Genomic DNA, 14753 nt, shown 5'->3' with positions numbered 1-14753 from the left:
TTAGAATTTTCCGCTACTTCCGCTAAATGATCTACCACCGCTTGTTACTCCGCCACCACTGCTTCCTCCACCACTATTGTTGTTAGTTGGCTTCTTTATTTTGGAAACCGTTTGATTGACGAAGACATCACGTTTACTAGTTACTCTTGAATTGTTCGCTTCGAAATAGGTCTGACTATTCACTGTTACCCTACCACCAGAGTTAAATGCCATAATACCAACAATTATACCTCCAAGTGCTAGAGATGCACCAACCTGGAACCACCATTTGAAAAGGATACTTTCAGGATTTACACCAGGTCTATATTCCATATATTTATCCGAGGTAATAATAAATTCACGAAATGCTTCATAGTAGTTTCCAGCAGATAAAGCAGGAGTTATTTTATCTCTAAGTAGGTCCATTCTTTCGTTATCAAGATATTCCTCTGCCTTATCGAAGCCCCTTAACGTAACGTCTCTATTAATCATATCTATACCGACTAAGGCTGCACTTCCATTATGCTTTCCATAACCAATTCCTGTACTATCTGCAAAATCACCCATATAAGTTTCTAAACCTTTATCCTCTGCCCCATTTGTTGTAAGGATAACAAAGTCTGTTTCGTTTTTCTCGCTATATTCTGAAGACAGTATCTCTAATGCTTCTACTTCACTTGCAGATAAAATACCTGCATCATCAAAAACCCGTTGCTTTGTATCGGCTGCTTGTGTTAGTCCTAAGGGAAATAATAATAGGAATAGCGTAAGGAGTAAAATCGAATGTTTTTTCACCATAGGACACCACCAATTGCGAAGGAAATACCCTTCAAAATGATAAAGGATGCTGCAGCAATACCACTAAACCATCCAGCAACCTTACCCATGCTAAGTGGTGGCTTTCCTACAACTTTCCCTGTCTGTCCATTCATTGCAAAGATGTGCTCCTTATTGCCAAAGTCATAATAAACCATCCAAACTGGTAAAAGTACGTAATGCGCCTTCTTCTTGTTTGTATCAATTTGTTTATTTTTGTATTGAACGGAGGAGTAACCAGCAATTGTCGAGCTAATATAACTGTCTATGTATGGCTGCACCTTCGTTTTTACTCGTGTGAGCAATTCCTGATCTGTAAAATTGTATTTCTCGGCAATATAACCAGCTAGATAAGGTGTTTTGAAATCCTTCAGGCTGTTATAATCATATGGCTCAAGTTTATCCATTAACTCATCATCTAGCTTTTCTGAGGCATCAACTGGCACCTTTACATAGCTTAAATCAATATCTCGGTAGACATCATAGAACTTTGTTTCCGTATAGATATAATCCCCTCTTGTATAGGTTCTAACCTGTGTGCCAACAGCGTCAACCTTTGCCTTGCTATCCAAGTCATACAGCCAGAAGGGTACGTAAATACCAGTAATTCCTTTTACCCTATCGGCAGTCATAAACCCCGAGGGAGTCAAACGGCCGTTTTTGCACCACTTCCGAAAGGCTTCCATCGCTTGCTCTTTGTTTATGGTGAAAGGAATAACTTTAGCAGGAGCTAAGTCACCGGACAATCTATCCCCCAAAACCACAGCTGCACCACAAAAGCTGCAGTTAGTCGCTGTCGTATCCGCATCAGTAATTATGACTGCACCACAGTTATTACAATTGTATTGCTTAGCCTCATCCTCTTCAAAAGTGGTTGTGATGAACTCATCTGAGAAACTCTCTATATTGTCCTTTCTCCCACAGCTGTTACAGGATAGCATACCCGAGGTACTATCAAACTCCATATCTGATCCACAGTTAGGACATTTATATTGGATAACCATTATTCCCTTCCTCTACTTTTTTGTATTTTTAAATCAGGCTGTAGCAATTGCTACAGCCTTGTATATTTTTTCTATTCTTTTTTTGTTTGTAGCTGTTCCTTTAAAGCTGCCAGCTCGTCGTCAACGTTTAATTGAGCTTTCAATGCAGAAAGTTCATTTTCTACATCCTTGTCTGTATCATACTTAGAGGCAAGATTTTCTATATCTTCTCCTATACCTTTATTTAGCTCGGCCATTGCATTTGCTTCATCCAGCTCCTGGTTAATTTTAGCCTCCATCTTATCGAAGGCAGACATTGAGCGACTCGCTCCTCCCATAGAAGAGGTAAATTCATTGACCTTCTTCTGTGTCTTAGCAACAGACGCTTTTCCCTTAAGGATAGATCTTCTAGATTCCAGTTCTCCGATATCAGCGACAAGCTTGTCGTGCATTTGTCTCATTTGTACTGTATTAGCGGAAGCTAACTCTTTTGCCGTTTTTAAGTCTGTTTCCTTCGCTGTATATTCAGCCTTTTTGTTCAGAAATTTTCTTGCATCCTCTTCATTACCAGCCTCTAATGCTTTAACTGCATACTTTTGCATGCTTACAATGTCCGTTTGGCACTCCTCTAGCTCACGTGTCGCCCGTTTTTCAGCAGCCATAATTGTAGCCGTTTCGGACTTTACCTTCCCAAGATCTCTATTTAGGTCGCGCAAGTATTGGTCGATCATTTTTTCTGGATCCTCTGCCTTATCTAATAACGCATTAATATTGCTTGACATAATATCGCGGAATCTTCTTAAAATTTCCATTACACACTCTCCCTTATTCTAGTTTTATATTTTAACTGTTGGATATAACTCTTGCCTATGCAAGGAAATTCCGTTTATTGTATGCAGGCTGTAAATATCAAAATGAATAGTCACTTAGCATACATAAAGAGTTTTTAACGCTACTTTGAGTTACATCTTTTATACGAGAAGATGCCATCAAAAGTTTCACTCTATTTTTTCCATTCCCTTTTCTAGAAAAAAGTAACCGCAAGTTGTAAGGCACCAAAAAACCACCAAAGTTAAAGTAACTTCAGTGGTTTACATTTTTAGTAGCTATTAATAAGTAGTCCAACCGCCATCAGCTGCTACGACTACACCATTGATAAAGCTTGCGTCTTCTGATCCTAAGAAAATAGCAAGTTTTGCAATTTCCTCTGGCTGTCCAGCACGAGGATTTAACCCCATACCTAGTTGTTGTTTTCCAACTCCATATTGACTTATGTTCGTCATAGTAGATGAAATGTTCGTAACTACTGCACCTGGTGCGATTCCGTTACAACGAATTCCTTTATCAGCAAACATGAACGCTGTGTTTTTTGTTAAACCTACAACTGCATGCTTAGAAGCTGTATATGCAGCTCCTGCACGCCCTCCATACAGACCACCAGCAGAAATATTGTTTACGATTACACCGCTGCCTTGTTTTAAGAAAAGGTCAGTTGCTAAACGCATTGTTTTCATAGTTGCAGTAGTATTTACTGCAAATACCATATCCCAGCGTGCGTCTGAAATTTCATTTACCGGCTCCATACCGTCCATGATTCCAGCGTTATTTACTAAAATATCTAACTTACCGTAAGTTTTAACTGTTTCATCAAATAAGCGAGTAAGATCGTCATCTTTTGTTACATTTGTGTCAATTGCAAATGCAGTTCCACCATTTGCAGTGATTGCTTCTGCAACCGCTTTCGCGCCATCTAAATTCATATCTGATACGACAACTTTTGCGCCCTCTGCTGCATAGCCTTCAGCGATTGCTTTACCCATACCTGATGCTGCTCCAGTAACTATAGCTACTTTGTCTTGTAATTTCATTATAATTGCCTCCTTTTTAGGATACTCTATTGAACACCTGTTCATTTAAAATTATACTTTATATAATAGCTTCATACAAACAACACAAAATCCAAAACTGTATATTATAGAACAAATTTAAAGAAATTGTTTATTAACATTTGGAGGAAAATAATGAAAACTGATTTACGTATTTTAAAAACACAGGAAAGCCTGCGAAACGCATTACTAGAACTTTTGAAAAACAAACCGTTAGAGTCCATTAATATTACGGAGCTTTGTCGTCTCGCCAAAATAAACAGAGGCACCTTCTACCTTCACTATCAAAATGTTCATGGAGTTTTTGAAAGCTACTTCGAGGAAATTATCGATGATTTGAGGAAATCTTATGAAGAACCCTATCATCAAACCAATTTTAATATCCAAAATTTGAAATCAGACATGATTATTATTTTTCATCACGTGAAAAGATACGAAGGGTTTTATCACATCATTTTTGATGAGACCAATCCTATAAGATACTATTACAAACTTTTTCACGCTATACGCAAGATGATGAAGGATCTTACCATGAATTCCATCGACTATCTTCCTGAAGAACAAATGGAGTATTTTGTTAGCTATCAAACTAACGCAATTATGGGTATTTTAGTGGAGTGGCATAGCAATCAATTTTCTACATCTCCAGATGAGCTAAATGAGTATCTCTATAACTTCTCCAACTTACTCAAATGGTTTCCTGATCAACAAGGCGATGTGGAATAATAAATATTTCTATATTTTATCCGGCTTTTTTTCTTCTATTCAATATAAAAAGATTCTTATTTGATTCCTGTGAGCACTATAATTATTTTAATTAAATTATCTCCAACTAAATGTACTTTTTTGCTTAGCGGTCAGAAATCTGTTCTATCCGGTCATAAAATTTTCTATCCGGTCATAAATCTGCTCTATCCGGTCATAAATTTTTTTATACGGTCATAAACCTCCGCTATCCGGTCATAAAGTGAAGTTTGTTCAATAGAGTAAACTTTTTTAGTCAATTTCGGGTGCTAATTATGCTGCAACGACTAATCTTGGAATATTTCTTAACATTTTAAACATAAGTACATACATAAAAACGTCTGAGCAACGAACTCAGACGTTTTTTTATAAAATGACCAGTAGCCAAATATATAGGCCCACTAATGTTATAAAAAGTGTTGGTACAGTAAGGACTATTCCTACTTTAAAGTATGTACTCCAGGAAACCTTTACTCCTTTACGAGACAGGACATGCAGCCAAATCAATGTTGCAAGTGAACCGATTGGAGTGATTTTCGGTCCTAAATCCGATCCTATAACGTTCGCATAAATGAGTGCCTCACGCATAATCCCAGTTGTGGACGTTTCCGCAATGGCTAATGCATCAATCATGACCGTTGGAAGATTATTCATCACCGAGGAAAGAATAGCTGCGATAAAGCCCATGGAAATAGTTCCGACAAACAAACCATTGTCTGAAGCGGATTGGATTACATCTGCCAAGATAGAAGTCATGCCAACATTCTGTAGTCCATAGACAACTACATACATTCCAATCGAAAAGAATACGATGTTCCATGGTGCTCCCCTCACAATTCTACCTGTTTCAATAGAAGGACTTCTTCTAGCCATCAGCAAAAAGAATATCGCTATAATTCCTACTACAAAGGAAACTGGTACCCCAATAAACTCACTAGAGAGATAACCTATCAACAAAATAGCTAAGACATACCAAGAGAGCTTGAACATTCTCAAATCTCTAACTGCATCCATTGGCTCCTTTAAGTCAGAGGTATCATAATTCCTTGGAATACTTTTTCGGAAGAATAAATAAAGCACGACTACACTAGCTACCAATGAAAACAGGTTGGGCACGATCATTCGGGAAGCATATTCTACAAACCCAATACCGAAAAAATCAGCAGAAACAATGTTTACTAGATTGCTTATGATAAATGGAAGCGAGGTAGTATCTGCGATAAATCCACTTGCCATGATAAATGGGAATACCATTTTTTCATTGAAGTTTAAGTTACGTACCATAGCCAACACGATTGGTGTTAAAATCAGGGCTGCTCCGTCATTTGCAAATAATGCAGAGACCACAGCACCTAATACAGTTACAAAGATAAACATGCGTACTCCATTTCCCTTTGCAGCTCTTGCTACATGGAGTGCAGACCATTCAAAAAAACCAACCTCATCTAAGATTAAGGAAATAATAATAATCCCTATGAAGGCCAGAGTTGCATTCCAGACAATGCTTGTTACATCAAGTACGTCCTGAAAATCGACCACTCCTACTAAAAGGGCTGCTAATGCTCCTCCACAGGCAGACCAGCCAATCGACAAATTTCTAGGCTGTAAAATAACAAGCGCGAGCGTGATGATAAAAATAATAATTGCCAATACAGTTGAAACCACAAAAAGCCCTCCACTACTACCAATACTCAAATAATACTACTATAAAGGGTTGTTTGAATTTAGTAAATAGAAGCTGTGGAGTTTTGTTAAAGTATGTATCCATGCTAAAAACGAGAATACTGATTTAACAGCACTCTCGCCTTTTGTCTACTTTATCTGAATGGATGCTGACCCCTTTAAATAGTTTGGATAAGCATAAAAAGGTAGCTTCACTGGGTTTATAATGTTTCCTTCAAGTTGGATATTGGCATATTGGTATTTTTCGTATTGCCCGTTTGACTCATATGATATGTTTATGCTCTCTCCAATAGCATTCTCTCCTCGAGAAAATAAGGAATAAGTATGGTTTTCCTTAATAGGTTTATATTCCAGCTCCAAACCTCCTGAAAGAATTTTCGTAACTTTTATTTTTTCAAAGGAGGGTTGTTCTAAAATTTCCTTTTTACTAAAATCGACTAAAAGGTAGCTTTCCTTCTTCGGTAGTGCCTGCACTTTATCAAACTTTAAGTATAGCTCCTTTGGCTCTTTAAAATAGTTACTTTGTAGAAAGAAAGTTTTCTCTAAATCTCCTATATCTCCAAAGCCAGAAGAACCATTTCGAATAGAGCTCCAAATCTCTCCGTTTTCATCCTCTAGTCGGATATCTTCAAATTGGAGTAGCACCATATCATTTCCCTCATCAAAGCGCATGGTAAGTGCTACACGAAGTGGATAAATTTTCACTTCTTCTACGAAAACTTTTTGACCATCTATTACTACTTCTTCGTTTACCTCGAATACTTTACCGTTCATTAGGTCATTTTTAATCGTAAATGGAATTTCGAAGGACGTTAAATCTTCTCTACCCTCTTTGACTTCAAACTTAATAATAAAATCCTTCGTTTTAAATTTTTCTATATCAACAAAGGTAAAACTAAACTTGTCTGTTTTTCGATTATCATCTTCCTGATTGGGAGAATTATACGCTATGGAGCCCACCAATTCTCTATCTCCATTCAAAAATTTTATATCTTCATAGTCTATATTTTTTATAGACCTTGGTGCTTCGAGTGTATAGAAAATTTCTGCTCCAGTCTCATCTATAATTACTCCATCTAATGTAAAGGTAATATTATTCCTTGTTTGACTGATTGCAATTGGCTCATAGTATTCATTTTCGATAATTGCTTCCATGCCTTTATCGAACTCCGGCTGAAGTATATGCACAAATCGTTCCAAACCCGGTATGGATGCAACTGCACTTGCAAAAGCAGGAGAAACACGTATGGAAGTCGTAAAAGCCAGCATGAGCACAGCTGCCACTCCAAGAGTCCAAATTGTTTTTCTGCGTTTACGCCTTTTTGCCTTTGCTTTTTGTAGGCCTTCTTGAATCGCACTGTTTACCAATTCATCAGGAATCGAGACTTCTTCTAAACGTTTCTTTGATTCGTTTATCATTTCTTCCTCTCTCTCAAACATGATCAGCCCCTCCTTTCTCCGACAAAAAATTTCTCAATGACTTTAGAGCTTTATTGAGCCGAGACTTTACCGTTCCTTCAGGAATATTCTCTATTTTTGCTATTTCCTTAATTTTAGAGTCTTGATAGTATTTCATATGAATGAGTTGCTGTTCCTTCTCTGACAGGGATGAAATTGCTTCATCTATTTCTAAATAAGAGCTGTTTTCGTCATATCTCAGCTCTTGAAGTACCTCCCCTGATATAAAGCGCCTATTTTTCTTTAACTGAGTTTGACAGTAATTGATCATGATTCTGACTAGCCATGTTTTTATATATTTTGGTTCATTTACTGTATGAATTTTTTGATAGGCTCTAAATGTTACTTCCTGCATTGCTTCTATCGCCTCGTGCTCATTTTTCAGAAAAGCATAAGCCGTTCGATAGAGAGCAGCTTTATGTACCTGCATTAATTGCAAAAAAGCCTGCTCATCTCTTTGTATTGCTTTCTTTGCAATTTCTAACTCTTCCACATGGACACCCCTTTTGGCTTACTGATATACATTAGACACCCGAACAAAGAAAAAGTTCATTGAAAATAAAATTTTTACAAATAGAAACTCGATACTGCAAGTACACAAAAAGACTATAAACAAACTTCAAATTTCTTTGAGTTTGTTTATAGTCTGAGTTCGCGCTTTCGCCTAAGAAGAAATTATGAGCTTATTTCACCCAGCGGTCATAAATTTTTCTATCCGGTCGTAAATTCGAGCTATCCGGTCATAAATATTTTTATCCGGTTATAAATCACTGCTATCCGGTCATAAAATGAATTTTTTTCAATAGTTAGCCCAGCTGGGGGCTTTGATTAAGCTACAATAATTTTTTATTCATTTGTTTAACCCAAGGTCATCAATTTGAGCTATCCAGTCATAAAGCTCACATGGATGATACGGAGAGCCATATTAATTAATACGAATCGTTGCCTCTTTTGTCAGGTTTTGACTCATGTCAGCATATAAAACAAACACGCGAGCAAGCTCTTTCAAACGAACATGGACATCTTTATCAATAATTTTATTATTTTCATCAAAGTGGCTTGTTTGAGTGTAAACGTAGTTTGGAGTAACTAAGCATTTAAAGTAGTCAAGTATTGGCTTTAGTTGGTTTTCTACTACTAGATGATGTTGAAAGGTCCCACCATTAGCAACAATGGAAACCGGCTTGTAACGCATCGATTTTGGATGCAAGAAGTCGAAAGTATTTTTTAATACGCCTGGAATAGACCCTTGAAAGATAGGCGTAGCAAAAATAAACCCGTCTGCCTGATCGAATTTGCTGACCAATAGCTTCATATCATCGTTATATTGCTGAAATGGTCGACCGTCTACAAATTGATGCTCATAGTTAGAAAGCTTAATGATTTCCAAAGTGTAGTCTTTATTTAATTCTTCTATATAGTCTTTCACTTGTTCTAATAACACACCTGTTTTCGTCCCGATAATTGTTCCGTCTACCAATAGAATTTTCACCTTAACAGAACCTCCTTTTTTCGCTCTTTATTATATCAAAAAAATAGCCCCATTTTAGTAGAAAAGTTCCTGTTTGATGAAGTTCATCCTTTTGACTGAGAAAGCTTGTTTCCTTTTTTCTTCTGGGCAATTCCCAGTTTTAACCCGTCTAAAAGCGGGATAAACATAGATTAATGCAGTATATGCACTTTTAGCATGAACGACAATTACATATTTACCTCTATATCCCCTACTCCTGTTTTTCCTTTTCTACAAAGAGACCCTCTCTTTTCTCCCAGTTAAATAGCTCTTCCCTAGATATAGGCTGATCTTCTGTAGTCTCTATTGGTCTAGCATTTATAATATCTATATTTTGATATATATTTACTTTGCTTTTCTTTCCATAAAGCGCATAGTGATACATCGCATAAGCTAGCTGTCTCCCATGAATCGCTCTCATTTTTTTTAAGGGACCAACAAACACTGGATTTAGTGCTTTAAATAACCCTTCGGAAACACGTTCTCCCAGTCTAAATTCCTCTCTCCCGCCAATTATCAAGGATGGTTTAAAAATAGAGAGACTCGGCATATTGAGCTCTATTAGCTCTTCCTCTAATCGTCCCTTCACCTGACTGTAGAAAAAAGGAGATTTTTTGTTTGAACCAACTGCAGAGATGACATAAAAATTAGGTATCCCTCTTTTTTTCGCTAAGGAAGCAATTTGAAGAGGATACTCTAAATCTACTTTTTGAAAATTTTCTTTTGTTTTTGCTTTTTTTATCGTTGTTCCTAAGCAGCAAAATAAATCATCCGCGATTTCTAAATCCTCTTCCTCTAGTCGATTAAAATCCTTTATTTTTACGTCTAGCTTTAGATGATCGTATTCCGGCTTTCTCCTTGTAATAATAGACACTGCTGCATATTCTTCACTCTCACATAATTGCTTTACTAAAAACTGACCCGTAAACCCGGTCGCTCCCACAACTATAGCCGTTCGCTTTGCCATTTTTATACCCCCTTCTTAATGCAAGACTGCACCTTTCCTGAATGTATTGTCATATACCCCTGTCCTTTTCCATACAATAGAAAGAATATGTCGGAAAGGAAGATGATGAAACTTGAAACTAGCTTACCTATTAAACACATTGCCTCATCGAGGATTATATCCTGCCGATCGTGCAAACAGTCTGATTTCTGCAATGAAGGCGAAGGAAAATAAAGTTTTTGTGCCTGCTTCTAATACAAGCCTGATTAACTACTTAGAAAAACAGCAGATTAAGCCCTGTTTGTATAAAACGAATGCTCAATTAGTGGCAGAAATGGATTCCTTCCAACCGGATTGCATTATTCATGATAGCGGCAATTCCGAGAAGGATCTTATTAAAAGATTAAAAAGGGATAACCGTTCCCTTATCCATTTTGATGATCATGGAGATGGTGGTATGCTTGCAGACATCGTCTTTCAAGCACTCTATGAAACTCCTAAAGAGATTTCAAAGGAAAACTACGTTTATGGTCCTATCGGCTATATACCAGTACACAAGATTGTTTATAAAAATAATAACATGCCGGACCTTCCCCCGCATATAGTGGTAGCTTTTCCATATGAAGACCCTGAAAATTTAACGTACCGTACACTAAGACATCTTGTTCAGCTTCATATTCCATTACGCATTAGCGTTCTTGTGAATGACCAATACAAGCACGATGTGACTGAGCTAAAGCGTTTCGCGCTTACGCGAAAATCCATTGGCATTATAAAAACCAATGAACCAGAAATTTATATTCCCCTAAGCGACATCGTTATAAGCTCTGGATCCTATGTCCCTTATTTGGTTTCACAATTTAATGTTCCTTGTATAATCCTATGCGCACATGAAGAAGAGGTTAACTATGGGTTCCCCACAGAAAAACATGGCTTCGCTAACCTCGGTCTAGGAAGAAAAATTAAACAATCCTATCTGCAAAATGCTGTGATGGAGATCATTCTTCATGAAAATCGTAAAAATGCTTATAAGTACAAACAAAAGCAGCTTGATTTTAGCAACCATTTAGAAGAAGTTGTTGGACTTATAGAGCAAGTTATAGTCTCAAAAAAAGAGGAAGAAGAAATTGCGCATTAAGTTAATATTTATGCTACAATGAAGCAAAAAGCTGAAGGTGAACATTCATGACAAAACAACAGCTACAAGCACAAATTGCTGAGTTGAAAATGGACTATATTCGATTACAAGGCGACATGGAAAAGCTTGAATCTAACGGACATCCTGCTCAAGTAGAAAATGCTGAACGTAGACTAGCCAAAATGGAAGAAGACCTTGCAGAACTAAACAAACAGCTCGCTGAACTGTAAAACGTATTTTTTCTGTTTGCAGACGGGAGAAATAGAATATGTAAAATCCGTCCCTCGATGGGTTGATTTCATAACTATTCCTGTCTGTAACTTCTGTAGAGCATATACAGAAAAAAATATCTTTGCGATGCATTTTTGAGCAGAGATACAGAAAAGATTATTGTTTTATTCGTTTGCGAGCTTTCTTTTTGGAGGAAAAAATCATATGTTAAACGTAGTAAATTTAGGACATACATTCGGAGATCGCACATTATTTAAAGAGGTTTCTTTTCGCTTAGTTGAAGGTGAGCATGTAGGACTTGTAGGGGCAAACGGTGTTGGAAAATCAACGTTGATGAGCATTTTAACTGGAGAAATTATATATGACGAAGGTAGAGTAGAATGGCTGCCTGGTACTCATTATGGATACTTGGATCAGCATACACGTTTACAGCCAGGTCGTTCTATGTTCGATACACTTCGTGATGCGTTCTTACCTCTTTATAAAAAAGAGGAAGAGCTGAATGAGATTATTGGAAAAATGGGCGATGCCACGCCTGAGGAATTAGAAGTATTGCTTGAACAAATGGCAGAAATTCAAGACGCATTAGATGCTGGTGACTTCTATTCATTAGATATGAAGATAGAAGAGGTAGCTAGAGGACTTGGTTTAGATGCAATTGGATTAGATCGCCCAGTTGAGGCACTATCCGGGGGTCAGCGTACAAAGGTTTTACTTGCAAAGCTTTTATTGGAAAAGCCAAAGGTTCTTTTACTAGATGAGCCTACCAACTATTTAGATGAAGAGCATGTCAACTGGTTATCCAACTATCTAAAAAACTATCCACATGCATTTCTATTGATCTCCCATGATACAGAATTCATGAATGGAATTGTAGATGTCATTTTCCATTTAGAATTTTCGAAGCTTACACGCTACACTGCTTCCTATGAGAAATTTTTAGAGCTTGCGGAGCTAAATAAAAGACAGCATCTTGATGCTTATGAAAAACAACAGGATTTCATAAAAAAACAAGAGGAATTCATAGCAAAAAACAAAGCACGATACTCAACAACAGGACGAGCTAAATCTCGCCAAAAACAATTGGATCGTATTGAGCGCATTGACCGTCCGGAGACAGCAGCAAAGCCAGAGTTTGGCTTTAAGGAGTCTCGTAGCTCTGGGCGTTATGTAATTGAAGCGGAGCATTTAGAGATTGGTTACGACAAGCCACTTCTTCCACCTTTAACGTTTACGATTGAGCGTGGAGAAAAAATTGCCCTTGTCGGGATGAACGGAATTGGTAAATCTACCTTGCTAAAAACGATACTTGGGAAAATCCCTCCTATTGGTGGTAAAGTAATCCGCGGCGATTTCTTATTCCCTTCTTACTTTGAACAGGAAGTAAAAGCTGGTAACATTACACCAATTGAGTCTGTGTGGGAAACGTATCCAAGCATGGAGCAAAGCCAAGTTCGAGCAGCCTTAGCACGCACTGGCCTGAAAAGTGAGCACATTACTCGTCCCCTTTCCAGTTTAAGTGGTGGTGAGCAAGCGAAGGTCCGTTTATGTAAGCTGACGATGGAAGAAAGTAACTGGCTAATTTTTGACGAACCGACCAACCATTTAGATATCCATGCAAAAGAAGAATTAAAACGTGCGATGAAAGAATTTAAGGGCACGATTGTCCTTGTCAGCCATGAGCCTGAATTTTATGAAGGCTTAGTTACAAAAGTTTGGAATGTAGAAGAGTGGTTCTCTACAGGAAAAGAAATTATTGAAGAGTAAGATTTTGACCTGATAGATATAAAAAGCTGATCGTGAGAGGTATGATCTGACCCAATAAAGTTAGACAAAAAGGTTAGGCAGCTTCTAAGATCTGAGTTCGGTATTCTACCGGACTTAGGTCTTTTAATTTTGTCTTCATTCTTTTGTGATTATAATACTCGATATATTCATGTAGTTCTCGTTCAAAATGGTCCATACTCTCGAACTCCTGTAGATAAAGAAGCTCCGACTTTAACAAGCCAAAGAAGTTCTCTATGACTGCGTTATCTAAACAATTACCCTTGCGAGACATACTTTGTTTTATATGGTGGCGTTCTAACGTCTTATGATACTTCTTCATTTGATAGTGCCATCCTTGATCTGAATGCAGAACCACTTCATCTCTTGGATTTAATCGTCGAATGGCATCCTCTAACATATCACCCACAAGTTGATAAACTGGACGGCTCATTACCTTATAAGCAATGATTTCACCATTGCACAAGTCTAAAACTGGTGATAGGTAACGTTTCTCCCCGAAAAGATGAAATTCCGTTACATCCGTCACCCATTTTTCATTCATTTTGTCTGCCTGGAAATCACGATTCAGTAAATTAGATGCGATTCTACCTACTTTTCCTCGATAGGAACGATACTTTTTCATCCGGACCATACATTTTAAGCCCATCTCATTCATCAATCTATTGATCGTCTTCGGATCATGGCAAATGTTCTTTTTTACTAACTCTTTAGCGATGCGACGATAGCCATAGCGCCCTTTATGTTCATGATAAATTGCTTCAATTGCTGTTTTTGTCGTCGCGTATTTATCTTCACGTTGTAATCGTTTCTCCCAGTAATAGTACGTGCTTCGTGGAATGTCAGCGACTTTAACCAGTTCCACTACATCAAACTCAGACTTTAGTTCAAAAATTACTTGCGCTTTGATCTTGTTAGTAATTTTTCCTGCTCGTGAACTAAAGCATTCAACTTTTTTAGGTAGGCATTCTCCATACGTAAACGCTCATTCTCAGCTCGTAGAGCTTCCATAGACCCTTCACTTGGGGATGTTTTTTTTGCATTCGATCTGGTTTCTTTTTTCATGGATGGACGCCCCTTTTTCTTTGGTTGTAGGGCATCAATACCACCGTTTTCAAACGCTTTTCGCCAATTCCTAATCATTCCTGGTGAGGAAATATTAAAAATCGCTGCTGTTTCAACAGAGGAAGTACCCATATCGTTCATGTAATTAAGTACCTCTAGTTTAAAATGAACAGGATAATTTGTATAGGGTTTAAAGAAAGCTTCCACTCCTTGTTCTTCATATAACTGAACCCAAGCAGAAATAATAGATATCGCAATATTTAAGTCTTTTTGTATATCATTATAACTTTCATTTCCCTTAAGATAACGTAAAACTGTTTGTACTCTCTCTTCAGCAGTAAATTTGGACATAAAAACACCCCGTAAATGTTAGTTTGGTGTCTAACATTTACGGGGCAGTTCAGGTATCACGATCAGCTTTTTTGAGTTCTTTGGTACTTTTTCTTTAAATTCATCTTATGTATTTGCCATTTCCTCTGTTAAGATTTTCTAACTGCGATATGAAAAAGAAATTAACAGGAAAAACGAG

14 protein-coding genes are annotated in these 14753 nt (G+C 37.4%); 4 read left to right on the top strand and 10 right to left on the bottom strand.

Features of this window, described 5'->3' with window-relative positions; genetic code table 11:
- The 4 genes from MKY94_RS02770 to MKY94_RS02755 all read right to left on the bottom strand — a co-directional run bounded on the left by MKY94_RS02770 (nucleotide 1) and on the right by MKY94_RS02755 (nucleotide 3646).
- A complete protein-coding gene (locus MKY94_RS02770; protein ID WP_144539882.1) occupies nucleotides 1-777 on the bottom strand; it encodes a TPM domain-containing protein in 777 nt (258 codons plus the stop codon).
- Nucleotides 771-1799, bottom strand: a complete 1029-nt coding sequence (locus MKY94_RS02765) for a TFIIB-type zinc ribbon-containing protein (protein WP_151111435.1) — start codon at nucleotides 1797-1799, stop codon at nucleotides 771-773. The genes MKY94_RS02770 and MKY94_RS02765 overlap by 7 nt, the downstream gene beginning before the upstream one ends.
- Nucleotides 1800-1870: 71 nt before the next feature.
- On the bottom strand, nucleotides 1871-2590 hold the full coding sequence (locus MKY94_RS02760) for a PspA/IM30 family protein (protein ID WP_144539886.1): 720 nt from the start codon (nucleotides 2588-2590) through the stop codon (nucleotides 1871-1873).
- A 297-nt stretch (nucleotides 2591-2887) separates the two neighbouring features.
- On the bottom strand, nucleotides 2888-3646 hold the full coding sequence (locus MKY94_RS02755; RefSeq protein ID WP_144539888.1) for an SDR family oxidoreductase: 759 nt from the start codon (nucleotides 3644-3646) through the stop codon (nucleotides 2888-2890).
- 153 nt (nucleotides 3647-3799) lie between these two features.
- On the opposite strand from MKY94_RS02755, the gene MKY94_RS02750 reads away from it, so the two are divergent.
- The gene (locus MKY94_RS02750) at nucleotides 3800-4390 is read left to right on the top strand and encodes a TetR/AcrR family transcriptional regulator (RefSeq protein ID WP_144539890.1); all 591 of its coding nucleotides are present in this window, start codon (nucleotides 3800-3802) and stop codon (nucleotides 4388-4390) included.
- 384 nt (nucleotides 4391-4774) lie between these two features.
- On the opposite strand, the gene MKY94_RS02745 is transcribed toward MKY94_RS02750, so the two are convergent.
- From MKY94_RS02745 to MKY94_RS02725, 5 genes are all read right to left on the bottom strand, one after another.
- Nucleotides 4775-6073 (bottom strand): arsenic transporter, encoded by a 1299-nt coding sequence (locus MKY94_RS02745; RefSeq protein ID WP_342577954.1) that lies wholly within the window; start codon nucleotides 6071-6073, stop codon nucleotides 4775-4777.
- A 147-nt stretch (nucleotides 6074-6220) separates the two neighbouring features.
- The gene (locus MKY94_RS02740) at nucleotides 6221-7531 is read right to left on the bottom strand and encodes a DUF4179 domain-containing protein (protein ID WP_342577953.1); all 1311 of its coding nucleotides are present in this window, start codon (nucleotides 7529-7531) and stop codon (nucleotides 6221-6223) included.
- On the bottom strand, nucleotides 7524-8042 hold the full coding sequence (locus MKY94_RS02735) for a sigma-70 family RNA polymerase sigma factor (RefSeq protein WP_144539896.1): 519 nt from the start codon (nucleotides 8040-8042) through the stop codon (nucleotides 7524-7526). Before MKY94_RS02735 ends, MKY94_RS02740 begins: the two co-directional genes overlap by 8 nt.
- Nucleotides 8043-8474: 432 nt before the next feature.
- Nucleotides 8475-9041 carry an NADPH-dependent FMN reductase gene (locus MKY94_RS02730; protein WP_144539898.1) on the bottom strand — a complete coding sequence of 189 codons (567 nt, stop codon included), beginning with the start codon at nucleotides 9039-9041 and terminating at the stop codon, nucleotides 8475-8477.
- Nucleotides 9042-9270: 229 nt separating this feature from the next.
- Nucleotides 9271-10026 (bottom strand): NAD-dependent epimerase/dehydratase family protein, encoded by a 756-nt coding sequence (locus tag MKY94_RS02725; RefSeq protein WP_151111447.1) that lies wholly within the window; start codon nucleotides 10024-10026, stop codon nucleotides 9271-9273.
- Between the two features lie 112 nt (nucleotides 10027-10138).
- Between MKY94_RS02725 and MKY94_RS02720 the strand changes: the two genes are divergently transcribed.
- The 3 genes from MKY94_RS02720 (at nucleotide 10139) to MKY94_RS02710 (ending at nucleotide 13141) form a co-directional block, all read left to right on the top strand.
- Nucleotides 10139-11143: a hypothetical protein gene (locus tag MKY94_RS02720; RefSeq protein ID WP_340862492.1), complete on the top strand. Its 1005-nt coding sequence runs from the start codon at nucleotides 10139-10141 to the stop codon at nucleotides 11141-11143.
- A 47-nt stretch (nucleotides 11144-11190) separates the two neighbouring features.
- Nucleotides 11191-11373 (top strand): SE1832 family protein, encoded by a 183-nt coding sequence (locus MKY94_RS02715; RefSeq protein WP_340862491.1) that lies wholly within the window; start codon nucleotides 11191-11193, stop codon nucleotides 11371-11373.
- Nucleotides 11374-11578: 205 nt separating this feature from the next.
- The gene (locus MKY94_RS02710) at nucleotides 11579-13141 is read left to right on the top strand and encodes an ABC-F family ATP-binding cassette domain-containing protein (protein WP_342577952.1); all 1563 of its coding nucleotides are present in this window, start codon (nucleotides 11579-11581) and stop codon (nucleotides 13139-13141) included.
- Between the two features lie 73 nt (nucleotides 13142-13214).
- On the opposite strand, the gene MKY94_RS02705 is transcribed toward MKY94_RS02710, so the two are convergent.
- Nucleotides 13215-14575 (bottom strand): IS3 family transposase gene (locus MKY94_RS02705; RefSeq protein ID WP_342577376.1). Its coding sequence is split into 2 segments (ribosomal slippage): nucleotides 13215-14119 and nucleotides 14119-14575, totalling 1362 coding nucleotides; the frame shifts between segments, so codons are not numbered across the junction.
- Between the last annotated feature and the right edge of the window lie 178 nt (nucleotides 14576-14753).

Source organism: Psychrobacillus sp. FSL K6-2843 (assembly GCF_038626375.1).
In the GTDB taxonomy this organism is placed as follows: domain Bacteria; phylum Bacillota; class Bacilli; order Bacillales_A; family Planococcaceae; genus Psychrobacillus; species Psychrobacillus faecigallinarum.
The sequence above is the reverse complement of the archived record's forward strand: the minus strand, read 5'-3'. Positions and strand labels throughout refer to the sequence as shown.

Excerpts from the sequence above, each read along its gene's own strand:
- MKY94_RS02770 (WP_144539882.1), bottom strand. The coding sequence starts at position 777 with ATGGTGAAAAAACATTCGATTTTACTCCTTACGCTATTCCTATTATTA.
- MKY94_RS02765 (WP_151111435.1), bottom strand. The coding sequence starts at position 1,799 with ATGGTTATCCAATATAAATGTCCTAACTGTGGATCAGATATGGAGTTT.
- MKY94_RS02760 (WP_144539886.1), bottom strand. The coding sequence starts at position 2,590 with ATGGAAATTTTAAGAAGATTCCGCGATATTATGTCAAGCAATATTAAT.
- MKY94_RS02755 (WP_144539888.1), bottom strand. The coding sequence starts at position 3,646 with ATGAAATTACAAGACAAAGTAGCTATAGTTACTGGAGCAGCATCAGGT.
- MKY94_RS02750 (WP_144539890.1), top strand. The coding sequence starts at position 3,800 with ATGAAAACTGATTTACGTATTTTAAAAACACAGGAAAGCCTGCGAAAC.
- MKY94_RS02740 (WP_342577953.1), bottom strand. The coding sequence starts at position 7,531 with ATGTTTGAGAGAGAGGAAGAAATGATAAACGAATCAAAGAAACGTTTA.
- MKY94_RS02725 (WP_151111447.1), bottom strand. The coding sequence starts at position 10,026 with ATGGCAAAGCGAACGGCTATAGTTGTGGGAGCGACCGGGTTTACGGGT.
- MKY94_RS02715 (WP_340862491.1), top strand. The coding sequence starts at position 11,191 with ATGACAAAACAACAGCTACAAGCACAAATTGCTGAGTTGAAAATGGAC.
- MKY94_RS02710 (WP_342577952.1), top strand. The coding sequence starts at position 11,579 with ATGTTAAACGTAGTAAATTTAGGACATACATTCGGAGATCGCACATTA.